At 60.9% G+C, this 21553-nt stretch carries 25 protein-coding genes; 4 read left to right on the top strand and 21 right to left on the bottom strand.

The window, feature by feature from the left end:
• Window positions 1-183: 183 nt before the first annotated feature.
• The 10 genes from ampD to LG374_RS06695 form a co-directional block, all read right to left on the bottom strand.
• Window positions 184-789, bottom strand: coding sequence for a 1,6-anhydro-N-acetylmuramyl-L-alanine amidase AmpD (gene ampD / locus LG374_RS06740; RefSeq protein WP_225756970.1), 606 nt, complete (start codon window positions 787-789; stop codon window positions 184-186).
• Window positions 790-1572 (bottom strand): twin-arginine translocase subunit TatC, encoded by a 783-nt coding sequence (gene tatC, locus LG374_RS06735; protein ID WP_225756969.1) that lies wholly within the window; start codon window positions 1570-1572, stop codon window positions 790-792.
• Between the two features lie 422 nt (window positions 1573-1994).
• Window positions 1995-2441 (bottom strand): Sec-independent protein translocase protein TatB, encoded by a 447-nt coding sequence (gene tatB, locus LG374_RS06730; RefSeq protein ID WP_225756968.1) that lies wholly within the window; start codon window positions 2439-2441, stop codon window positions 1995-1997.
• Window positions 2442-2450: 9 nt separating this feature from the next.
• The gene (gene tatA / locus LG374_RS06725) at window positions 2451-2687 is read right to left on the bottom strand and encodes a twin-arginine translocase TatA/TatE family subunit (RefSeq protein WP_225756967.1); all 237 of its coding nucleotides are present in this window, start codon (window positions 2685-2687) and stop codon (window positions 2451-2453) included.
• 76 nt (window positions 2688-2763) lie between these two features.
• Window positions 2764-4839, bottom strand: a complete 2076-nt coding sequence (gene pta / locus LG374_RS06720; protein WP_225756966.1) for a phosphate acetyltransferase — start codon at window positions 4837-4839, stop codon at window positions 2764-2766.
• 11 nt (window positions 4840-4850) lie between these two features.
• Entirely contained in the window at window positions 4851-6038 is a 1188-nt protein-coding gene (locus tag LG374_RS06715) for an acetate kinase (RefSeq protein WP_225758007.1), read from the bottom strand.
• 86 nt (window positions 6039-6124) lie between these two features.
• The gene (locus LG374_RS06710; RefSeq protein ID WP_225756965.1) at window positions 6125-6421 is read right to left on the bottom strand and encodes a BrnA antitoxin family protein; all 297 of its coding nucleotides are present in this window, start codon (window positions 6419-6421) and stop codon (window positions 6125-6127) included.
• Window positions 6402-6698 carry a BrnT family toxin gene (locus LG374_RS06705; RefSeq protein WP_115612595.1) on the bottom strand — a complete coding sequence of 99 codons (297 nt, stop codon included), beginning with the start codon at window positions 6696-6698 and terminating at the stop codon, window positions 6402-6404. The genes LG374_RS06710 and LG374_RS06705 overlap by 20 nt, the downstream gene beginning before the upstream one ends.
• Entirely contained in the window at window positions 6695-7432 is a 738-nt protein-coding gene (locus LG374_RS06700; RefSeq protein WP_225756964.1) for a molybdopterin-binding protein, read from the bottom strand. Before LG374_RS06700 ends, LG374_RS06705 begins: the two co-directional genes overlap by 4 nt.
• Window positions 7422-7892, bottom strand: coding sequence for an EamA family transporter (locus tag LG374_RS06695; RefSeq protein WP_225758006.1), 471 nt, complete (start codon window positions 7890-7892; stop codon window positions 7422-7424). The genes LG374_RS06700 and LG374_RS06695 overlap by 11 nt, the downstream gene beginning before the upstream one ends.
• A 229-nt stretch (window positions 7893-8121) precedes the next feature.
• On the opposite strand from LG374_RS06695, the gene dsbC reads away from it, so the two are divergent.
• From dsbC to LG374_RS06680, 3 genes are read left to right on the top strand one after another with little or no spacing between them, the layout of a single operon-like run.
• On the top strand, window positions 8122-8817 hold the full coding sequence (gene dsbC, locus LG374_RS06690) for a bifunctional protein-disulfide isomerase/oxidoreductase DsbC (RefSeq protein ID WP_225756963.1): 696 nt from the start codon (window positions 8122-8124) through the stop codon (window positions 8815-8817).
• A gap of 20 nt (window positions 8818-8837) precedes the next feature.
• Window positions 8838-9287, top strand: a complete 450-nt coding sequence (locus LG374_RS06685; RefSeq protein ID WP_225756962.1) for a hypothetical protein — start codon at window positions 8838-8840, stop codon at window positions 9285-9287.
• Window positions 9284-10477, top strand: coding sequence for a beta-ketoacyl-ACP synthase (locus tag LG374_RS06680; protein ID WP_225756961.1), 1194 nt, complete (start codon window positions 9284-9286; stop codon window positions 10475-10477). The genes LG374_RS06685 and LG374_RS06680 overlap by 4 nt, the downstream gene beginning before the upstream one ends.
• 4 nt (window positions 10478-10481) lie before the next feature.
• Here the strand turns inward: LG374_RS06680 and LG374_RS06675 are convergent, their stop codons facing one another.
• From LG374_RS06675 to radC, 4 genes are all read right to left on the bottom strand, one after another.
• Window positions 10482-11459: an NYN domain-containing protein gene (locus LG374_RS06675; RefSeq protein ID WP_225756960.1), complete on the bottom strand. Its 978-nt coding sequence runs from the start codon at window positions 11457-11459 to the stop codon at window positions 10482-10484.
• Window positions 11452-12018 (bottom strand): nitroreductase, encoded by a 567-nt coding sequence (locus LG374_RS06670; protein WP_225756959.1) that lies wholly within the window; start codon window positions 12016-12018, stop codon window positions 11452-11454. The genes LG374_RS06675 and LG374_RS06670 overlap by 8 nt, the downstream gene beginning before the upstream one ends.
• A 71-nt stretch (window positions 12019-12089) precedes the next feature.
• On the bottom strand, window positions 12090-12911 hold the full coding sequence (locus LG374_RS06665) for a response regulator (RefSeq protein ID WP_225756958.1): 822 nt from the start codon (window positions 12909-12911) through the stop codon (window positions 12090-12092).
• Window positions 12912-12954: 43 nt separating this feature from the next.
• Window positions 12955-13629: a DNA repair protein RadC gene (gene radC / locus LG374_RS06660; protein ID WP_225756957.1), complete on the bottom strand. Its 675-nt coding sequence runs from the start codon at window positions 13627-13629 to the stop codon at window positions 12955-12957.
• Window positions 13630-13664: 35 nt separating this feature from the next.
• Here radC and coaBC point away from each other — a divergent pair, with 35 nt between their 5' ends.
• A complete protein-coding gene (gene coaBC, locus LG374_RS06655) occupies window positions 13665-14849 on the top strand; it encodes a bifunctional phosphopantothenoylcysteine decarboxylase/phosphopantothenate--cysteine ligase CoaBC (protein ID WP_225756956.1) in 1185 nt (394 codons plus the stop codon).
• Window positions 14850-14945: 96 nt separating this feature from the next.
• Here coaBC and LG374_RS06650 read toward each other — a convergent pair whose 3' ends face one another.
• From LG374_RS06650 to LG374_RS06620, 7 genes are all read right to left on the bottom strand, one after another.
• Window positions 14946-16256 (bottom strand): F390 synthetase-related protein, encoded by a 1311-nt coding sequence (locus tag LG374_RS06650; RefSeq protein WP_225756955.1) that lies wholly within the window; start codon window positions 16254-16256, stop codon window positions 14946-14948.
• 103 nt (window positions 16257-16359) lie between these two features.
• The gene (locus LG374_RS06645) at window positions 16360-17676 is read right to left on the bottom strand and encodes a TerD family protein (RefSeq protein WP_225756954.1); all 1317 of its coding nucleotides are present in this window, start codon (window positions 17674-17676) and stop codon (window positions 16360-16362) included.
• Window positions 17677-17687: 11 nt separating this feature from the next.
• Window positions 17688-18011 (bottom strand): DUF1820 family protein, encoded by a 324-nt coding sequence (locus LG374_RS06640; RefSeq protein ID WP_225756953.1) that lies wholly within the window; start codon window positions 18009-18011, stop codon window positions 17688-17690.
• Complete coding sequence (locus LG374_RS06635) at window positions 18008-18799, bottom strand: 3'-5' exonuclease (RefSeq protein WP_225756952.1); 792 nt, start codon at window positions 18797-18799, stop codon at window positions 18008-18010. Before LG374_RS06635 ends, LG374_RS06640 begins: the two co-directional genes overlap by 4 nt.
• A gap of 48 nt (window positions 18800-18847) precedes the next feature.
• A complete protein-coding gene (locus tag LG374_RS06630; RefSeq protein WP_225756951.1) occupies window positions 18848-19354 on the bottom strand; it encodes an alpha/beta fold hydrolase in 507 nt (168 codons plus the stop codon).
• Window positions 19351-20445, bottom strand: coding sequence for an acyltransferase (locus tag LG374_RS06625; protein WP_225756950.1), 1095 nt, complete (start codon window positions 20443-20445; stop codon window positions 19351-19353). Before LG374_RS06625 ends, LG374_RS06630 begins: the two co-directional genes overlap by 4 nt.
• Window positions 20442-21545 carry an acyltransferase gene (locus LG374_RS06620; RefSeq protein ID WP_225756949.1) on the bottom strand — a complete coding sequence of 368 codons (1104 nt, stop codon included), beginning with the start codon at window positions 21543-21545 and terminating at the stop codon, window positions 20442-20444. The genes LG374_RS06625 and LG374_RS06620 overlap by 4 nt, the downstream gene beginning before the upstream one ends.
• Between the last annotated feature and the right edge of the window lie 8 nt (window positions 21546-21553).

Genomic DNA, 21553 nt, shown 5'->3' with positions numbered 1-21553 from the left:
CCCGTTCATCCGCGAGCAAAAACTGTCATCCCGCTTGACGGGTTCAGTAATGACGCCGCCTGGCGGGTACGGTATTTACACCGCTTGGCGGACGTTCAGATGCACAAAAAATCCCTTCCCCCGCTTGCGGGGGAAGGTGCCGCGCAGCGGCGGATGGGGGGAAGATATGCGGAAACCCATTATTTATCCCGCTTGACGGAGCCAGTATTCACGCCGCTTGACGGCTGAATGGTGTGCAGCTTCCAAACAGCGCCGGTAGTAATACCAGTTAAAAGCGGGGCCGGGATCGGTTTTGCGGCTTGGCGCGATGTCGCTGTGGCCGGTGATGCGCATCGCGGTGATGCGCGGGTGGCGCGTCATGATGGCGCGACTGAGGGCGGCGAGCGCCTGGTATTGGCGCTGGGTGTAGGGATGATGATCGCTGCCGTTCAGTTCGATACCGATGCTGTAATCGTTGCAGTTGGCGCGACCATGGTAGCTGGATTCGCCTGCGTGCCAGGCGCGGGCGGTGGTGGGGACGTATTGCTGGATATGACCGTCGCGCAGGATGAGGAAGTGCGCGGCGACACGCAGGTCGGCGATGCTGTCGAGGTAGGGGTGTTCGTGGCGTCTCGCGGGCAGGCTGCCGCAGAAAAGGTCGCTAATGTAGCGGTCGCCGTATTCGTCAGGTGGCAGGCTGATGTTATGGATGACGAGGAGGCTGATGTCGTCCACGTCGGGGCGTTCGTTGTGGTGCGGGCTGGGGTAGCGGCTGGCAGCGTCCAGCCAGCCGTCGGCGTCGATGTGCATTCAGGGTTTCGCGGCAGGTGGCGGGGAGTTATCCGCTTCGCGCGCGGCGAGGAGGCGTTTGCCGATGTAAAGTCCCGCTTCGAAGAGGAGCAGCATTGGCACGGCGAGCAGGGTTTGCGAGATGGCGTCCGGCGGGGTGAGCAGCATGCCGATGGTGAAGGCGGCGAGGATGACGTAGGCACGTTTTTTCGCGAGTGTCTCGGGCCGGACGATGCCGAGCATGAGGCAGATGACGGTCGCCACCGGTACTTCGAAGGCGGCACCGAAGGCGATGAACATGGTCAGGCTGAGTGACATGTACTGGGTGATGTCCGGTTTGTATTCGACGCCTTTGAGTTCGATGCCGGCAAGGAAGCTGAAGAGGATGGGCAGGATAATGAAGTAGGCAAACAGTACGCCGGTGTAGAAGAGGATGGTGGAGGAGATGAGGATGGGGCGGACGAGGCGTTTTTCGTGGCGGTACATGCCCGGCGCGACGAAAGCCCAGATTTGGTAGAGGATCCACGGGATGGTCAGCAGGCAGGCGAGAAATAGGCAGACTTTCACCGGTGTGAGGAAGATGTCGATGCCGTCGTAGGCGAGCATGCTCTGCCCCGGCAGTAGGCTGCTGAGCACAGGCAGGGCGAAGGTTTCGTAAACGCGGTTGCGGAAGGGCAGGAGCAGGACGAAAACACCGGCGACGGCGTAGATGATGCGCAGTAGGCGGGTACGCAGTTCGATGAGGTGCTCGACGATGGGCATTTCTTTGTCGTCGCTTTGCGGTGGGGTGTCGTGGTCGGTCATGGGGGTTCTGTTGTGGGTGGAATGGTGGATATGGTTAAACATCTAAAAATTCGTAACGGCGTTGCGTCGCCTTGCCGTACTTGCCTGTACTGTCTGCGGCGACGCGCCTTGTTACGCTTTTTATCTATCCAACTATATGTGCGTGGTTGTTCTGCCTGGCCGCTGTTGTGGTTGTCGCCTGTTTTTGCTGCCCTCTCCTCTATACGTCCCGCAGCAGGAAAGAATCTTCTTGGAATAAGCCGGTCATTTTTTCCTCCGCTTGCGCGGGGAGGTATCGCGAAGGACGAAGGGAGCAAAAATGTCTATTCGCTCCTGTTTTTAGGGTTCGTCCCGCGGGCGAGTGCTGTGGTGCGCTACGGTGTGGCGATTTTTTCCGTTTGCGCGCATGGCAGAAACCGCGTGGTTATCCCGCTTGGCGCGATTCAGGGTTTGGGCGGGGTTTCTGCCGGCGCGCTGTTTTGGACGTCAGCGGTATCGGCGGTGGGCGGTATTTGTGCTGCGCCAGCGGTGGGCGGTTCGATACCGGTTTCGGCTTCGGCACTGGCGTCTTCCGGGGTGTAGCCGTCGTAGGCGTGTTCGAGGTCTTCTTTGATGCTTGTGCCGAGGTCGCGCGCTTCTTTGTCGAGGTTCATCACGCCGTCGTTAAGTTTTTTGATGTGTTCCCGCATATCGGCTTCGTGCAGGATTTTGCGCATGTCGTCGAGGTCGAGTTCGCGCTCGATGTCGGCACGCACGTCGCTGAAGCCACGGCGGATTTTGCGGATGAAGATGAGCGCGCTGCGCACGACTTCCGGCAGGCGTTCGGGGCCGATGACGACGATGCCGATGACGCCGATGACGACGAGTTCCCAGAATCCGATGTCAAACACGAGGCCGCCTTAGTGGGTTTTTTCTTCGTCGCGGCGCGCTTCGCCTTCGATGATGCGGTTATCGGCGGCGGTTTTTTCTGCCTGGTGTTCGAGTTTGTCGGCGGGTTTTTCGTCTTCTTTCATGGCGTTTTTGAAGCCTTTGATGGCCTGGCCGAGGTCAGAGCCGACACCACCGAGTTTTTTGGTTCCGAAGATGGCGATGACGATGATGAGGACGATGAGTAGTTGGATTGGGCTGATTCCCATTGGGTGCTCCTGATTTGGGGTCTGGGGATATGGTCAGCCCCTCACCCGCAAGCGGGCAAGGGGCTTTGTTTGCCGTTTAGCTGTGGGCGGCCTGCACGGCGGTGATGGCGATGGTATAGACGATGTCGTCCACCAGCGCGCCGCGTGAGAGGTCGTTCACGGGTTTGCGCATGCCTTGCAGGACGGGGCCCATGGAGATGGCGTTTGCCGAACGCTGCACGGCTTTGTAGGTGGTGTTACCGGTGTTGAGGTCGGGGAAGATGAAGACGCTCGCTTGTCCGGCGACAGGGCTGTTCGGCGCTTTTTGTTTGCCGACGGACTCGACGGCGGCGGCGTCGTATTGCAGCGGGCCATCCACGAGGATGTCCGGACGCAGTTCGCGCACTTTGGCGGTCGCTTCTTTGACTTTTTCGACGTCTGCGCCGCTGCCGGAGGTGCCGGTCGAGTAGGAGATCATCGCCACGCGCGGCTCGATGCCGAAGGCTTTGGCGCTGTCGTTGGACTGGATGGCGATTTGTGCGAGGTCATCGGCGCTGGGGTTGGGCACGATGGCGCAGTCGCCATAGACGAGGACTTGATCCGGCAGGCACATGAAGAAGACGGAGGAGACCATGCTTGCGCCCGGCGCGGTTTTGATGATTTGCAGCGGCGGACGGATGGTGTTGGCGGTGGTGTGCACGGCGCCAGAGACGAGGCCGTCCACTTCGCCGGCTTCAAGCATCATGGTGCCGAGCATGACGCCGTCGGCCAGCGCGTCGCGCGCCTGGTCTTCGGTCATGCCTTTGGCTTTGCGCAGTTCGACGAGACGGGCGACGTATTTTTCACGCACGGCGTCGGGATCGATGATCTGGATGTTGTCGCCGAGGGTGACGCCCTGTTGGGTGGCAACGGCGCGGACGCTGTCCGGTTTGGCGAGCAGGACGCAGCGTGCCATGCCGCGTTCGGCGCAGATGCTGGCGGCGACCACGGTGCGCGGTTCGTCACCTTCGGGCAGGACGATAGTTTTTTGTGCGGCGATGGCACGCTGCACGATTTGGTAGCGGAAGGCGGCGGGCGAGAGGCTAACCGCGCGTGCGGTGCTGAGGTAGCCGTCGATCCAGTCGTCTTTGATGCTGTCGGCGATGTACTCTTTGGTGTCGCGGATGCGTTGTTCGTCGTCAACGGGGATGTAGCGGTTGAATTTTTCGATAAGTTTGCTGATTTCCCAGCTGCTGGTTTCGAGGTGCAGCACCGGCAGGCGTGCTTCTTCGAGCAGCGGTTTGCACAGTTTCATGACGACATCGGAAGCGGGTAGCGGCCCGGTCAACACGAGGCAGGCGAGGTGGTTGCCCGCTTTGGCGCTGATGGTGGTTGCCATCAGGGCGTCGTCGCGGTCTGCCGGCAGGAAGATGCAGTTGCCGGGTTGCAGGAAGTCAGCGGCATTCGCCGGGGTACGCGCGAAGAGGACGTAGTCATGGATGCGGCGGGTGGCGCTTTCGCCTTCGAGCAGGATGCTCGCGCCGAGGTGTTGTTGCAGGTCGCTGACGCGCGGCGCACCGAGTTCGGGTTTGCTGGCGATGGTGCCGAGCAGGCGGTATTTATCGCCGATCGTGCTGGTGGCAATATCGGCGGCGCTGAGGGCGCTTGCGGCATTGATGTGGTTGATGATGACGCCAAGCAGCTGGTTTTTGCCGATGTTGCCGGCAGCGTAGTCGAGCTGGTTTTCCAGACGGGCGATGCTGCTGGTGCGCGCGTCGGCAAGGAGGATGACGTCGGCATTGAGCGCACGGGCGATTTGCCGGTTCACTTCGTTGGCGTAAGGCACGTTGGCGGTTTCCAGCAGGCCTTCCATGACGACGACATCGGCGTCACCCTTCGCGGTTTCGAAATTCTGGATGACAGTTTCCATCAGTTCGTCGAGATTGCCTGCGTCCAGCGCCTGCTGCACGGTTTCGGGGCGGATGGCGAGGCTGTCGTCGGCAGTGGTGCGCGCGGAATGGCGCAGGACGCTGCGGCTGTGGTCGATTTCCTGCCCCTCGACGTCGTACTGGATGACGGGTTTGTGGAAGCCGACTTTGATGCCCTTGCGGTCAAGGGCGTGATAAAGGCCAAGAACGGCGGAAGTCAGGCCGATGCCCTGACGGGTGGCAACGACCAGGATTGTTTTTGCCATAGTGGTTCTCCTTAGGCGCTGAGTGCGTCGGTATCGCGGGCGATCATCAGCTCTTCGTTGGTAGCGATGACCCACACCGGCTTGCTGCCGCTTGCGGCAATATTGCCTTCTTTGCCCCGGAAGGTTTCGTGATTCTTCGCGCTATCGAGCCTAAAGCCGAGATATTCGAGCAGGGCGATGGTTTTTTCGCGCACCAGCGAGGAATTTTCGCCGATACCGCCGGTGAAGACGATAGCATCAGCACCGCCGAGGCCGACCATCTGCGCGGCGATGTGTTTGGCGAGGCGGTAGCAATAGACCTCCATGGTGCGGATGGCCGCCGCGTCGCCCTTGGCATAGGCTTCTTCCACGGTGCGGCAGTCGTTGGACATGCCGGACAGGCCGAGCAGGCCGGACTGTTTCCACAGCATGTCATCCACTTCTTTCGGGCTCATGCCCATTTGCCCGGTGAGGATGCCGAAGATAGCGGGATCGACATCGCCGGAACGGGTGCCGTGCACCACACCTTCCAGCGGGGTCAGACCCATCGTGGTATCCACAGAATGATCGAAATCCACAGCGGCGACGGAGGCACCGTTACCGAGGTGGGCGACGACGGCTTTCGGCTTGGCGATGCCAAGTTTTTCCGGCAACTGGCTGGCGATGTAGCGGTAAGAGGTACCGTGGAAACCATAGCGGCGGATTTTGTTGTCGGTGTAGAGCTTGTACGGCAGCGCATAGAGATAGGCGCGTTCCGGCATATGCTGGTGAAAAGCGGTATCGAAGACGACGACCTGTTTCAGATTGGGGAAGGCCTCGCGCGCGGCGTCAATACCGGTGACGTGCGCCGGGTTGTGCAACGGGGCAAGGCGGATGCAGTCCACGATCTTGTTGCGCACATCGTCATCCACGAGGACGGATTCGGCGAAATATTCGCCACCATGCACAATGCGGTGCCCGACGGCCTTGATTTTATCCATCAGCCCTTCTTTGTGTAGCGCGGCAACGATGTGGCGCAGCGCTTCCTGGTGCGTACCGGGATCCAGCGTTTCTTCGAGTTTGTCGCCCTTGGCGTTCTTGATGGTGATGTTGCCGACGCCGCCAACACCGAGACGTTCAGCAAGGCCTTTCAGCGCCTCGTCGCCGTTCTCCGGGTTGATGACGGAAAATTTCAGGCTGGAAGAGCCGCAGTTCAGGACAAAAATATAGTGGGACATGATGATTTCCTATGAATGACCGATGGATGAAAACCGCACGATTTTAGCAGAAACGCGACGGGGCACGGGGCGGCGCTTTATGGCAGGCATCAGCCGCCACTGCTTTCCTGCTGCATGACGCGGCGCAGGATGGCGTTGAGACGCGCCTGGTAGTCGCCACCCTGTTGACGCAGCCAGTGCAGGATGTCGCTGTCGATACCAATGGTGAGTTGTTCGCGGCGGCGGAAGTGGCCACGCTGCGCCTGCCGCCAGAAATCGTCGCCCAGTTCGGGGATGTCGCTGGTGTCAATGTCGCGGTCGTCCATAGCAGCGAGTTTGGTCAGCATGGCTTCTTGTTCCGGGGTAAATTCGGGGTATTCGCCGTCTTTAATGATAAGTACGCCCATAGTAATACTCCTGTTCTTTTTTGGTGGCATGGCGTGCCGAGATAATGCGGATGCAGGTCATTGTATCTGTCTCTACAACAGTATGAGCAACCAAAACAACGACTTGCCCTTTAACGATTCCTATAGTCTGCCATCGCCACTCGCCACCTTCTATGCGGTCTTGCACCATTTGATGTAGCGGATCAAGGAAAACGGTGGAGGCCATTGTGAAATCTATGCTGTGTTTACGGATATTGATGCGCTCTTTTCCATCATCCCATTCGAATCGGTAATTCATTCATGCCCCTGCCACTGCATCTCCGCTTCATCCAACAGGCGGCGGGCGGTGGCGATAGCCGCTTCGCAGTCAGCGCGGCTGCCATCGAAGCCGAGTTCGCTTTCAAAATGCAGTTTCGGCAGGCTGGAAACGGCCACTTGTGGGTGCCGCTCTTCCAGAATCTGCATGATGGGGGTAAGGCGGCTTTCCGGCGCGAAGACGTCGAGGGCGAGATAGCATCGCTCACGGCTGAGGTAGCGGTAATCGTGATCCAGCACCCACTGCATCATCGGTTCAGCCATCTGCGGGAAGCCCGGCACGCAGTGGATGTGACGCAGGCTGAAGCCGGGGATGTTGTTGACCGGGTTGGGGATGAGGCTGGCGCCCTGCGGAAAATGGATGAGTTCGCGTCGCGCGGCGGTGTATTCGTCTTCGCCGTATTTGGCGCGCAGCAGGGCGTCGCCTTCGGGATGATAGGCCAGCGGCACGTCGCAGGCGGCGGCGACGGCCTGACGGGTGCGGTCATCCGGCGTGGCGCCGATGCCGCCGAAACTGAGTACGGCTTCGTTAGCGTCCAGCGCGCGGCGGTAGTGGCGGATGAGGGCATCGCCGTCGTCGCCGAGATAATGCACGGCATGCAGGCGCAGACCACGCGCGTTGCAAGCGGCGAGGGTATTGGCAAAGTGGACATCGCTGCGGCGGCCGCTGAGGATTTCGTTACCGATGATGAGGATTTGCAGGCGTTCAGGCTTCATGATGGGATTCCGGATGAGAGGGAGGGGAAGGTGGCACGACGGGTTTGAGGGCAATACAGATAACGCCGGCGACGATGAGGGCGATGCCCAGCCATTCACGCGCACTGAGGCGTTCGCCGAGGAAGAGAGCGGCAAAGAGGGCGACGAAGACGACAGAGAGCTTGTCCACCGGCGCGACGTGCGAGGCATGGCCGAGTTGCAGCGCCTTGAAATAAAAAAGCCAGGAAAGGCCGGTCGCTGCCGCCGAGAGGCCGAGGAACAGCCACTGTCTGCCGCCGACGGTGGCAAGCGGCTGCCATTTGCCGAGATAGCTGACCCAGAGGGCAAGCACAAAGACGATCATCACCGTGCGGATGAAGGTGGCAAAATCGCTGTCGATGCCTTGCAGCCCGGCCTTGGCGAAAATGGCGGTGAGGGCGGCGAAAAGCGCGGAGAGTAAGGCGTAGAAAAACCAGTTCATCATATGGATGCACACAGCGCTTGATGCCAAGTCTCCATTCCTTTCTCGCTGGCAAAGGCCATACCCCGGTTGTTGGTGACTGTCTCGCTCATAAGCTCTCCCGCAGTGTCGCTAAGCGGACATCTTACACCCGCGCCCCGCCGCTGAGGCGGCGCAGTAAAAAAACGCTCATCCCGCCGCATGGACGGCAGGCTATAATCCGCCGCTTTCTCTAACCACAGGACAATCCATGAAAAAAAGCATCTTGCTTACCCTGCTCACGCTTGCCGCCGCCGCACAGGCGGATGACGCCGTCATCAGCAAAAAACTGCACGATTTCGGCCTGAAACAAGTGGAAATCAGCGCCAGCCCGGTGAAAGGCCTGCGCAGCGTCGTCACCGAACAGGGCATCTTCTACGCCAGTGAGGACGGCAAATACTACCTGCAAGGCAGTCTGGTGGAGCTAACCGACAAAGGCCAGCCGGTTGACCTCAGCAACGCACCGCTCCTCGGCAAACTGGAAGCGCTGAAAGACGAGATGATCGTCTTCCCGGCCAAGGACGAAAAATACGCCATCACCGTCTTCTTCGATACCTCCTGCCACTACTGCCAGCTGCTGCACAAAGACATCGCCAAGTACAACGAAAAAGGGATCACCGTGCGTTACCTTGCCTTCCCGCGTAACGGCATGAATAGCGGCGTCGCACGGCAGATGGAAACCGTCTTCAGCGGCGAAGACAAGGCAAAACTGCTGGATGATCTGGAAAATGGACGGAAAGTTGCCGAAACCCCGGTGAATAAAGTGCGCAAACACTACCAGCTCGGGCATCAGTTCGGCGTGAACGGCACCCCCGCCATCATCACCCCGAAAGGCGCGCTGATCCCCGGCTACGTCAAAGCCGATGAGATGCTGAAAACCTTGCAGGAAGAAGCGGCTTCGTCCTGAGACCGCCCGCCAGACATAACATGCCCCGCCTGCCCACCCTCCTCCTCAGCCTGCTGCTCACCGCCTGCACCGCGCCGCTGCCGCTGGCCACACCGCAGGCGGCTGCGCCTGCCGAACTGCATTACCGCGCCCATGCCGCCGGTGAGGGTGACAGCCACATCATCGGCCACTACCACGCCGGGCAGTGGCGCTGGATACAGACCTCCCCGCTGGGTGCACCGCTGGCGCGGCAAACCTACGACGGTACCGCCTGGCACAACGACGGTTTCCTGCCACCGAACCGTCGTGCCCGCGCCCTCTTTACCGCCCTCATGCTGCTGCACGACCCCGCCGCCTATCCGCAGGTTCGCCAGCAGGATGGTGACTACTACTACCGTAACCACCGCTGGCTGCACGTCGCCCGGGAAACGCAGGGCTACCGCCTCAGTACCGCCGCTGGCGACTGGCACATCGAGCCGCTCACCCCATGATCCATCTGCATCGCCCCGGCCTCATCAGCGCCCTCGGCAACGGCAGCGCCGCCACACTCACGACCCTCTATGATCCCGCCGCGCAGCCGCTCACCTATGAAGACAACTGGCTATCCGGACGCCGTCTCGCCGTTGGCCGCTGCCCCATGCACGACTGGCAGCCGCTGCCTGTTGACCTGCCGCCTGAACACCATACCGACAACAACCGCCTGCTTTGGCAGGCGCTCTGCCAGATAGAAGACACCATCCGTGCCGCCATCGCCCGCTTCGGCGCCGAACGCGTTGCCGTCGTCCTCGGCACCTCGACCAGTGGCGGCGACGCTAACCGTGCTGCCCTCGAAGCACACATACACGGCACGCCGTGGGCGGAGGCGGGCTTTTCCGTCGGCAAACAGCGCATGTCCGCTCCCGCCGATTGCGTCGCCGCCGCTTATCACCTGCGCGGCCCCGCCTATGGCATCTCCACCGCCTGCACCTCCGGCGCGCGCGCTCTCATCAGCGCCGCTCGCCTGCTTGCCAGCGGCGCAGCCGATGCCGTCATCTGCGGCGGCGTCGATACCCTGTCAGCGCTGACCATCCACGGCTTTGCCGCCCTGGAAGTGCTTTCTGCCGACCGCGCCCGCCCGTTCACCACCGGACGCGACGGCATCAACATTGGCGAAGCCGCTGCCGTCTTCGTCGCCAGCCGCGAAGCGCTTGCCACCGACACACAAATCCTCTACGGCTACGGCGCGAGCAGCGATGCCTACCACATGTCCTCACCGCGCCCCGACGGTGCGGGTGCCGTCGCTGCTATTCGTGCCGCGCTCACCCATGCCCGGCTTGCGCCAGAAACGATCGGCTGGCTCAACCTGCATGGCACCGGCACCGTGCAGAACGACCTCATGGAGGCACAAGCCGTCGCCGCCACCCTGCCGCACACCGCCTGCACCTCCACCAAAACACTCACCGGCCATACCCTTGCCGCCGCTGGCGCGCTGGAAGCCGCGCTGTGCTGGCTGCATACCTCGCGCCGCGACAATCCCGACGGCCGCCTGCCCGACGCACGCTGCCCCGCCTACGATCCCGCCCTGCCGCCCATCCATTTGACCGGCGACAGCAGCCACTTCCCCGCCGGACGCCGCCTGGCATTGAGCACCTCCTTTGCCTTCGGCGGCAACAACGCGGCACTGATTATCGGCGAGGCGTAAGCGGTTATTCGCCAGCTATGGCCGGCGTTGCGGCCTGCGTCAGGCGTACGCTGTCGTTGCGTATTTCTGCGTTGTGGACGGTTTCAAGCAGGGCAGTGAAACTGGCGAAGCCGTATTCTTGATAGGACCAGCGCGAGGCGAGATAGGTTTCCAGCGCGTGGATTTTGGCCCAGCCGTCCCTGTTGCGGAATTTGGGCATGGCGTCGTTACTCAACAGTTTGAGCAGGTCGCTGTAAGGAATGCGGCGGCAATACATCCGTCTGGCGTCATCATGGCGGAATTGCAGGCCGCCTAGTGCCTTGAGCAGGCTGGACAGTTTGTCGTAGCCGAAGCTGCGCGTATTGAAGTCCGGCTGGGTTTGCCGCAGGTAGGTGCCGATGCGGCCGACAAAGGCCCAGCCCGTAGTGTCGTCAATACAGTCTTTGACGGCTTTGTTGAGCAAATCGCGCAAGGCCTCGGTGATAATTTTGCGCGCTGGGGGCGCTGTCGTGGCAGTTGCCGCCGTGCTTTTATCGCCTTCTTCTGCGGCAGTCGTTTCTTGCAGGTTTTCCAAATAGAAAAAGCGGTCGCAAAACTGGCGGAAGGCTTCCGGAGTATTGCGTCGTCCAAAGCCGTACACGGTGAGGCCATTGTCGCGGATACGGGCGGCCAGCGGGGTGAAATCGCTATCGCTGGACACGAGGCAGAAACCGTCGAAAGTGCCGCTGTACAGCAGATCCATCGCGTCGATGATGAGCTTCATGTCGGTGGCGTCTTTGCCGGTCGTGTAGGCAAATTGCTGCACCGGCATCAGTGCATGGCGCAGTAACACGTCTTTTTTCCAGCCCTGCGGTTCTGGACGGCTCCAATCGCCGTAAATACGCTTGACGCTGGCAATGCCCAGTTTGGCAATTTCCGCGAAAAGGCCGGAAACAGCCGCCGCAGAAGCATTATCCGCATCAATAAGGACGGCGAGTCTGTCCTGTTTTTCCGGGCTATTCATGCCACACCACTACGTCTTCCAGCGGCGGGCGGAAGCGTTCCGGAGGGGTGATGGCCGGAGTGCCGAGCGAGATGAAGCCGAGGATGTCGTCTTCTGCCTTGACATTGAGGTGAGCCTTGACGTCGGCATCGCTTGCCGCCCACGGGGTCAGCCAGCAGGTGCCGTAACCCAGCGCGCTTGCGGCAATGATGAGGTTCTGGCAGACAGCACCGCCGGAGAGGATTTGTTCGTAGCGCGGCACGGTGCTGATCGTGTTGAGGCGGCTCGAAACCATGATGAGCAGCGGTGCCGCACGGACGAAGCCAGTTTTTTTCGCGGTCAGGCCTTCGTCGGCATCGGGATATTTCCATTGCCAGATGCCGAGCAGGGTTTGATAGAGCGCTTCCTGCGCCGGCTTTTTGAATACGTCCAGCCGCCACGGAGTGAGATTGCCGTGATCAGAAACACGGGTCGCAGCGCGCAGGATGAGGGTCAGTTCGTCATCGCTGGGGGCGGGATCGGCGAGTTGCGCCGGGCGTGGTGAGTTGCGCCGTAAAAGCAGGTCTATTGTCGGGTTCATGGTGTTTTTGTCTCGGTTGGGGAAATGAAAAACGCCACAGGACGTGGCGTTTATGTCGGGGAGAGGAAGAATCAGCTGCCGAGGTGCAACAACTGCCAGACGACGGCCAGCACGGCAATCAGCAGGGCGATGCCGCCGATAACGATGGAGATGGTCGCGCGGCGATCGCTTTCGGCGAGGCGGGTTTGCAGGTGCTGCACTTCTTTGCGCTGTTTTTCGATGTCGGCAGTCACACCCGCTTTGCCTTCGTCGGCGGCGCGCTGCGCTTTTTCCTGGGTCAGGGTGAGCTGACGTTCGAGGGCATCAATGCGGCGGGTGATTTCCGTGGTATCCACATAGGTGACGGCCAGCGGAATATGCGCCTGTTGCTGCGGCACAGCGGCGGGGGCGACATAAGACGGCGTGACCACGTCGAAATCGGGTTCATCTACCACGGCACGTACCGGTGGCGGGGCAGAAACGGGTTTCGGCGGCGGGGGCGGCGGCGGAGCGGGTTGCGCTATAGGTTGCGCCGCTGGACGCACACGGTCACGCAGCGCGGCAAGCAGGTGATCAAGGCGGCTGGCGTCGGCGGGTTTCGGCAGATAGCCGGTCGCGCCGGCATCGCGTGCTTTCTGCCGCGCTTCTTCGGAAATGTCGCCGGAATACATGATGACCGGCAAATCATGCGTTTCCGGATCAGCGCGCAGCCGTGCCAAGCCTTCGTAACCGTCCAAATCGGGCATCATGATGTCCATGAAGACGATATCTGGCAGGGTATGGCGGGAAATCCAGCTTTCACCATCGATGACGCTTTCGGCTTCAATCACGTCAATATCGTATTTGGTCAGCAATCGCTTCAAAGTGAGGCGCGCGAGACGGGAATCATCCACAATCAAGGCGGTTTTCAGCATAAAAATCAAATCCTCATCCATAAAAAAACGTTAACGCATTGTATCACCAACCACCGCATTCCCGCATAGAAACCAGCGTGTTACCGGCGACGATGAAGTGGTCCAGCAAGCGCACTTCCATCAGTGCTAACGCCGCCTCAATCTGCTTCGTCGCAGCGCGGTCGGCAGCTGATGGCTCGGTACTGCCCGCCGGATGATTATGGGCGAGGATGACGGCGGCAGCGTGATGATGCAGGGCGCTGGCAAAGAGCTCGCGCGCGGGAATATTGACCGCTCCGGCTGCGCCCGCTGCCAGACGCTCGAAGGCGATAAAACCGTGCTGCTGATTGAGGAAAAGCACGCCGAAAGATTCCAGCCCCTGCCCCTTGAATTGCAGCAGCAGAAAATTGCGCACATCGTCCGGCGAAGAAAACGACCACGAGGGATGACGCATCTCTTCCGCCATGAAACGCCGCGCCAACTCCGTAACGGCAAGAATCTCCGCCGATTTTGCCTTGCCGAGGCCGCGCAACGCCTGCAAATCGGCAGGACGACTGTTAAAGAGGCCAACCAGGCCACCACGCGCTTTCAGCAAATCTTGCGCAAAACGCAGCACATCCACGCCCTTCGCACCAGTGCGCAGCAAAATCGCCAGCAGCTCATAATCGGCCAACGCCGCCGCGCCTTTCGTCAGCAGACGCTCGCGCGGCATATCCGTTGAGAACGCATCCTCATCCATTACAATGATTTCCCTCAAAAAAACGGCAGCATTATATGACGCAGAACATCCTCATCGGCATCAGCGGTGGCATCGCCGCCTACAAAATCCCGCACCTCGTCCGCCTCCTGAAAAAACAGGGGGACAACGTCCGCATCGTCCACACCGCCCACGCCGCCCACTTCATCAGCCCGACTACCTTGCAGGCCGTCTCCGGCGAGGCGGTGCGGCACGACCTCTTTGACCCCGCTGCTGAACAGGGCATGGGGCACATCGAACTGGCGCGCTGGGCGGATGCCTACCTCATCGCCCCCGCCACCGCGAACATCCTCGGCAAACTCGCGCACGGCATCGCCGACGACCTCCTCACCACCCTCTACCTCGCGACAAACGCACACATCTACCTCGCACCGGCGATGAACTGCCACATGCTCGCCCACCCCGCCGTGCAGGCAAACCTCGCCACCCTTGCTGCCCGCGAGAAACACACCGTTATCCCCAGCGATAGCGGCGCGCAAGCCTGTGGCGACATCGGCGCGGGCCGCCTGCCCGAACCCGAAACCCTGCGTGACTGGCTCACGCCCAAGCGGGATTGGCAGGGCATCCACCTCACCATCACTGCCGGACCGACGCGCGAAGCCATTGACCCGGTGCGCTACCTCTCCAACCACAGCAGCGGCAAAATGGGTTACGCGCTGGCTGCCGCCGCTGCGCGCCGTGGCGCTGCTGTCACCCTCATCAGCGGCCCGACCGCATTGCCGACCCCGCCGGGCGTGACCCGCATCAACATCGAAAGCGCCGCAGACCTGCTTGCCGCCGCTCTCGCCCACCCTGGCGACATCTACCTCTCCGCTGCCGCCGTTGCCGACTACCGCGTCGAGCATCCCGCCACACAAAAACAAAAAAAACAGGGCGACGCCCCGCTCACCCTCACCCTCGTGCAAAATCCGGACGTCATCGCGACCATCGCCGCATTGCCGCCCGAGACACGCCCCTACACCGTGGGCTTCGCCGCCGAAACCGAAAACCTGCTCGCCTACGCCCGCGCCAAACGCGCGCGCAAAAACCTCGACCTCATCATCGCCAACGACGTGAGCGGCGATGTCTTCGGCGCAGACGACAACAGCGCGACCCTCATCAGCGCCGCGCGGGAAATCCCGCTGCCACGGCAGAGCAAAAGCGCGCTGGCAGAAAGCCTCCTTGACCACATTCGCGCCGCTTATAGCCACTTCAGAAAATAATCTGGGCGCGTTGGCGCGCTGTAACGGTACGGCCAGTATGGCGCGGAGAACTAAAAAAACCCGCATTAGCGGTTTTTTTGTCCGCAGCGGTTGCCGTCAGGCCCGCATCGCCATTGGCAGACGGCGGATGCGGCGTTGTTCGCTGCCCGGATCGGCTTGGGGCAGGTGGTCATCAAGCCGCCATTGCAACCGGGCGGTATCGACGCCGAGTTTTTGCCAGACGAGTTGCAGGTGGGCGCGGCAGTTGTGCAGGGTGTCAGCATCGGTGGCAGCGGTGAGGGTGATGCCGGTCGGGCTGTGCTGGTTCAGCTGGTAGTCGTTTTTCCACGGCAGCAGGCGGGCCAGGGTGTGGTGGCTGGTCTGCGGGTAGATTTTGATGCGGCGGGTGAGGTTTGGCGAGGGCAGGATGAAGATGTCGTCAGTGCGGCCTTCGATGGCGCGCACGCTGTCGGCGCAGTTACCGCAGGGGCAGGGTTGCGGATCGTGTTGCAGCACGTCGTCCACGCGGTAGCGCACCAGCGGCAGGGCGTGAGCGGTGAATGAGGTGATAAGCGGGATATAGTGGACGTCATCCAGCCATTCTTTTTCGATGAGGTATTTCTCTTCGCAAAGGTGCAGGCGGCCATGCGCGCAGGTGACGCCGAGCATCCCTTCCACGCCCTGATAGATGTCACCGACGGTGGCGAACTGGCGGCGCAGGGCGAGACGGTCGCGCGCGGTCATCACTTCGCCGCTGTTATAGACGCGGTTACAGCGTTCGAGTTCGAGGCGCCCTTCCATGATAAGGCTGAGGATGCGCAGGAGGACGCTGACTGGGGCGATGATGAGGTGCGGCTGCTGATGGCGCAGTTTTTGTGCGAGATAGGAGGGGTGTTCTTGCAGGTCGTAGCTCTGGATTTCGAGGGTGCTTGTTTTCAGGGTGTGGTAGGGCGCATTGTTACTGCGGAAGTACCAGGCGATGCTGGTGCCTTCCGGCAGTTCGTCCGGGTAGAGACGGGCGAGGATGGCGCCGATGCGGTCCACCCGTTCTTCGTGGCTGAGGATGTAGGCGCGGCAGCGGCCTTTGCTGCCAGCGGAGAGAAGCGGGGTGTAGTCGCGGGCAAAGTAGGCGTAGTCGCGCGAGATATCGGCACGCACGCCGAGGGCGAAGACTTCTTCGTGTCTGGCGCCGAGGGTGTTGATTTGGTCGAAGTGGCGGGTGAGATCCACCGGGTTCATCACCGGCCAGTTTTGGATGGATTCTTTGAGGCAAGACCGGTAGTAGGGGCTTTGCGGCAGGGTTTCTTTGAAAAAGCGGGTTAGCATCCGCCGCTGCCACAGTTCGAGGACGGTGCGGTCGGTGAAGCGCTGTCGGCGGTTGCGTTGCCAGGCGGCGAGGATTTCGTAGAGGTTGGCCTGTTGTGGCATGCCGGTTCCCTGTCTGGTGTTGTTTTGCTCATGTTTGCATGTTTTATGCCAAACCCGGCGGTACCGTGTTGATTTTTTTGATAATGGCTTGGTAGAAAAATGTTTACAGCAATGGCAGGCAGTGCGGCAGCAGTCTATCCGGGGTAACGAAGGTGAGCTGGTACATCGCGCTCAGTGAGTTTGCCTGGGCATGGCTGAGGTCGGTCGCGAGGATGAGGTAGTGGCTTGGTGGTAAATCAAGGCGTTTACGCAGGTTGAGGTATTTATCGAGATCGCGCCGGTATTCGCCGCTTTTGCATTCGATGATGAGCGGGGGTTTGCCTAGCGGCAGGTAGGCAACATCGAGTTCGTGTTTGTCGCCGTTCGCGAATTCGATGTGGACGCCGCGCGCGCAGGCGAAGCGGTAGTTCGCGCCGCGTTTGGCCGCCTCACTCAGCAGGTTGCCGAGGGCATACCATTCCAGCCAGCCGCCACCGAGGAATTGGCGCACGGGCTGGGCGTTTTGTAGCTGGATGTGCAGGCTGTGTTTGGCTTTGTCGTAGTGATAGCGGGCAATCAGGGTTGCGTCGTAGAGTTCGCGCACGATGGCAAGCAGGCGTTTGCTCTCCGCTGCGGCGTAGGGTTTGAGGTCGAGACGCAAGCCGTCGTGACGGTGGCGGTAGGCCCAGTTGATTTGATTGAGCAGGTTGTTGAGCAGGACGTGTTCGCTGCCAAGGAGGGCGGCGGCTTCGTCGTAGTAGCCGCGCATATCGACGGCAGCATGGTTGAAGCGGACGCGGATTTGTTTGCGCGCGAACCAGTCGGCCAGTGGCTGGTGTTGGGCGGCATTGGCGAGGCTGTTTTCTTCTTGCCAGGCGGCGTTGTGCAGCGGGTTAGCGGCAGTCTCCTCTACCCCCGCCGCTTCTTCTTCGTCATCGTCGGCAATCTCCACGCCGTAGTGTTCGGACAGTGGTTTAAGACCGCCGACGAAGCCTTGTGCGATGAAGCGGAATTTCCAGGCTCCGTCGCGACGGTAGCATTCGCCGAGGATGAGCGCGGTTTCTTGCCGCTCACCGAGGTGTTCGACCGGGCAATGCAGGGTAGCTGTGCCGTTTTCGCTGATGTCGAGGCTGAGGTGGCTGAAGCGGGAGAGTGGCGCGGCGCCGCTAAAGGCGATGGCAATGCGCTCGATGTCCGCCGGCTGACGGGTGAGGTCGAGGTGGTATTCGCTGCGGCGCTCGCCGGCATGGCAGGCGATGCTGCCGTCGTCGCTGCGCGGTTGGTTGTAGAAGATCATGTCGTGGTCGCCGCGCACGCGGCCATCGGCGGCAAGGCGGTAGGCAGCGCAATCGATCGGCTCGCTACTATCGATGCGGAGGGTGAGGCGGACTGGATCGCGGATGGGGGCATTGGCGCCGGCGGTGAGGGTCTGGGCAGGCATGGCTTTCTCGTTTAGCGCGGGGGCGGGAAGGGCTGGATTTTCGGGTTGCCGCCGCCGTCTTCGCTATGGCGGATACGGCTTTCGCCGCAGCGTTCGACCTGGTCGATGCGGATGATTTGGTGGTAGGGGATGAACGCGGTTCTGACGTTGCCAAATTCGGCGCTAAGTCTTTCCACGCGCGGGTCGATGAGGACGCCGCTTTCTTCGTGGAAGAGGAAGTCTTCGAGGCAGATGAAGCCCGCCATGTCCGCCGGGAAGACGTGGCGGACGTAGAGGTCGTAGTAGTGCCGCTCGGTTTTGAATTGCACGCGGTAGATGCTGTTTTCCCGGGTCATGCGCCGCGTTCCGCCCAGGTTTGCAGGAAGGCCTGCCAGTGCACGCCGTCTTGTTCTTCGAGGAAGGTTTCGACTTCTTCGAGGTGCTGCTGGTAGCTGTCCTGGGTGAGGTTGCCACGGATGAGTTCGAAGCGCAGATAGACGAGATAGGTATTGAGCACGTCGGTTTCGCAGTAGTCGCGGATGCCTTTGATGTCGCCGCTCGCGTAGCGGTCTTGCACGGCGGCGCCATCCATGTCGAGTTTGCCGGGGAAGCCGCAAAGTTTGGCGACGTCGTTCAGGCTGGCGCTGCTGCGCGCCTGGTAGCCGGAGAGTACGTCCATGAGGTCAAGATGCCGCCACTGGTAGCGGTTCAGGTAGTTGTTGTATTTGTAGCTGTTGTCGTTGTCGCCGTTTTCAAAGTAACGCGCAGCGGGGATGCCGTGGAAAAGGGCGCGGTAGTGCAGCACGGGCAGGTCGAAGCCGCTGCCGTTCCAACTCACGAGCGTTGGTGCGAATTTTTCGATGCCCTGGAAGAAACGCTGCACGATTTCGTATTCGCTGCTGCTTTCTTCGCCAAGCGACCACACTTTCAGACCGCTGGCGTTTTTAAGGACGACGGAAATGGCGACGATTTTGTGCAGATGATGGCGCATGAAGGTGCTGCCGCTTTCAGCAAGACGCTCGCCAGCCATGAGGCGGTAAGTATCGGCATCGCTCTGTTCGGCGGGGAGGTTGTGCAGCAGGCGATAGGCAGCGGTATCGGCGACGGTTTCGATGTCAAAGACAAGGGTGTTGTGGATGGGCATGGGGCGGTTCGCTCGGATGGGGGTTGGGCGGGATTATAGCAACGCCGTCTATGCGGTGAATTGGCTGAGGAAGCCGCTGAAGGTGTGGCAGAGCTGAGCCAATTCATGCGGCGCGTAGAAGAAGTGTCCGGCATCGACGAGGTGCAGGGTGGCGTCGTGGTCGCGGGCGTAGCGCAGCGAGTGTTCGTAGAGGATGACGTCGTCGTGCCAGCCGTGCACGATGGTGGTCGGGCTGATGCGCGGGTAGTGTTGCACGCGGTAACGCAGGCAGTAGAGGGCGGGAGCGATGAGGAAGAGTCCTTTGACTTTGTCGGGATGGGCGGCAGCGGCAAGCATCGCGGTGTAGCCGCCCATGCTGAAGCCCATCAGCACGACGGGTTCCGGCTCGGCGGCGACAAGCGCGGTCAGGCGCGCACTGCGCAGTTCCGGGTCTTCGCTGTCGGTATCGTTGATGCAGTGGGTGTCGTGACCGGCGCGCTTGGCGGTGCGCGCAAGGTGGAAGATTTCTTTGTTATGCGGGGTACCGCCGCGTCCGTGCGAGAGGATGATCTTCATGTGTATTTGATGCGTTTGTCGTTGAAGGGTTTTTCGATGATGTAGTAGGTAAGGGTGGCGTAGGCAATGAGCAGCGGCAGGAGAAACAGGGTTTTACCGCACAGATCGGTGTAGGAGGCCGGGTAAGCCAGCCCCAGTTTGGGCATCATGCGGTAGATGGCGGTGTGCGACAGGTAGAGGGAGAAGCTGAGGCCACCGAGCCAGGCGAGCAGGCGGTCGAGTCGCCGCCAGTCGGGCAGCGGTGCACGCAGGTAGAGGTAGATGAGGGCGGCGCAGAGCAGGGCCTCGATGGTCGGTTCGAGACTTTGCCGCAACCACGGCGGGCCGCGATGGGCGAAATAGGCGGTGAAAACAGCCAGGGTGAGGATGCTCGCCATGAGGCAACGCAGCGGCGGCAGCGGGGAATGCGGGCGGCGGTAGTAATAAGTGGCAAGCAGCATGCCGATGAGGAACTGGTCAAGGCGACCGATGAGCGTGAAGTAGAGGGTGAGGTGGAAATCCGGGTCGCTGCTGTTACCGGCGAGTAGTAGGCGGGTGGCGATCATCAGCAGGATGAGCAAGGCGAGGCGGCTCGCACCGTGGGTGCGGTAAGCAGCGAAAATGAAGGGAAAGAGCAGGTAGAACTGGAATTCGACGGCAACCGTCCACACGGGGCCGATCGGGAAATAGGCTTCCATGCCCCAAACGGCGACGGCAGCACCGCCGCCGGTATTCAGTTGCAGGGTGAGAAGGCGCAGGACGTCCAGCGGGGTGGAATCGCCCCGCCCCACGCTGATGGTGATGAAGACGAGCAGGGTGGTGAGCGGGAAGATGCGCAGGATGCGGTTATAGATAAACGGCAGGTAGCGGATGGGACGGGCGCTGTTCAAACCAATGAGGCAGAAGAGGAAGCCGCTCAACACGAGGAAGAGGCTGACGCCAACCTGTCCGTTATCTACCCACAGTTTGAGGATTTCTACCGGATCGGTGAGGTCGTTGCCGGCACGGGGAAAATCACCGGCGAAACTCAGGTGGAAAACAAATACCCACAGGCTGGCGGTGAGGCGCAGGTGATCAAGGCGCGAGAAATAAGCAAGGTTGGCGGATTTCATGACCCGTGCGTGGTGTATTTGACCCGTCTGGCGGCGAAGGGTTTTTCGATGGTGTAGTAGGTAAGGCAGGCGTAGGCAATGGTAACGGCGATGATCACCGCACTGCGTTGCAGCATTTCCGTCAGGCTTTGCGGATAGCTCATGCCGAAGCGCTTCAGGGCGAGGAAGGTCACGGGCAGGTGGAAAAGGTAGAGCGAGAAACTGAGACCACCGAGCCAGGCCAGCAGGCGGTCCAACCACGGCCAGTTCGGGAAGGGAAAACGCAGGTAACCAATGATGACGGCGCTCCACAGCACGGCTTCGACGGGGAAGCTGAAGGCAGCGCCGAACCAGCTTTCATGCCGCTGCGCAAAGAGGTAGCTGAAAGCGTAGAAAAGGACGACGGCGGCAAGCATCAGCGGTAGCACACGGGCGGGGCGCGCGTCGCCACTGCGCAGGTAGTAGATACCGGCGAGGATACCGATGACGAACTGATCAAGACGGCCGGTGATGGTGTGGTAGAGGTTGTAGAAGATGTGCGGGTTGTTGTTTCCGATGATGAGGAGGCGGGTGGTGATCATCAGCAGGATGAGGCCGAGCGCCCAGCGGATACCTTTGTCGCGGATAAAGCCGATGATAAGCGGGAAAAGCAGGTAGAACTGGAATTCGACGGCAATCGTCCAGATGGGGCCGGAAGGAAAGGCATCGCTGTGCCCCCAGCCTGTCCACGGGTGCCCGGTGTTCAGTTGCAGGGTAAGGAGGCGCAGGATGTCCATCGGTGTCGATTCGGCGCGGTTGACGGTGATGATGAGGAAGAGGAAAAACGTGGTGAGCGGGATGATGCGCAGGATGCGGTTATAGACAAAAGGCAGATAGCGCACCGGTTTGCGCCCGCCGTCGGCAATCAGGCTGAAAAGGAAGCCGCTCAACACGAGAAAGAGGCTGACGCCGCTGGAGCCGTTCTGTATCCACAGCTTGGCGAGATCTTTTGGGTTCATCCACTCGCCGTGGAAGACGAGCGGGCTGTCCGGGCCGAGGAAATGGAAGACGAAGACCAGGACGAAGGCGAAGAAACGCAGGTGGTCCAGGCGGGCGATGTAGCGGATGTTTTGTGATTGCATGTGGTGTC

Source organism: Cardiobacterium sp. Marseille-Q4385, from assembly GCF_916618745.1.
In the GTDB taxonomy this organism is placed as follows: Bacteria; Pseudomonadota; Gammaproteobacteria; order Cardiobacteriales; family Cardiobacteriaceae; genus Cardiobacterium.
Note: the sequence above shows the minus strand (reverse complement) of the source record. Positions and strands in the feature narration are given on the sequence as shown.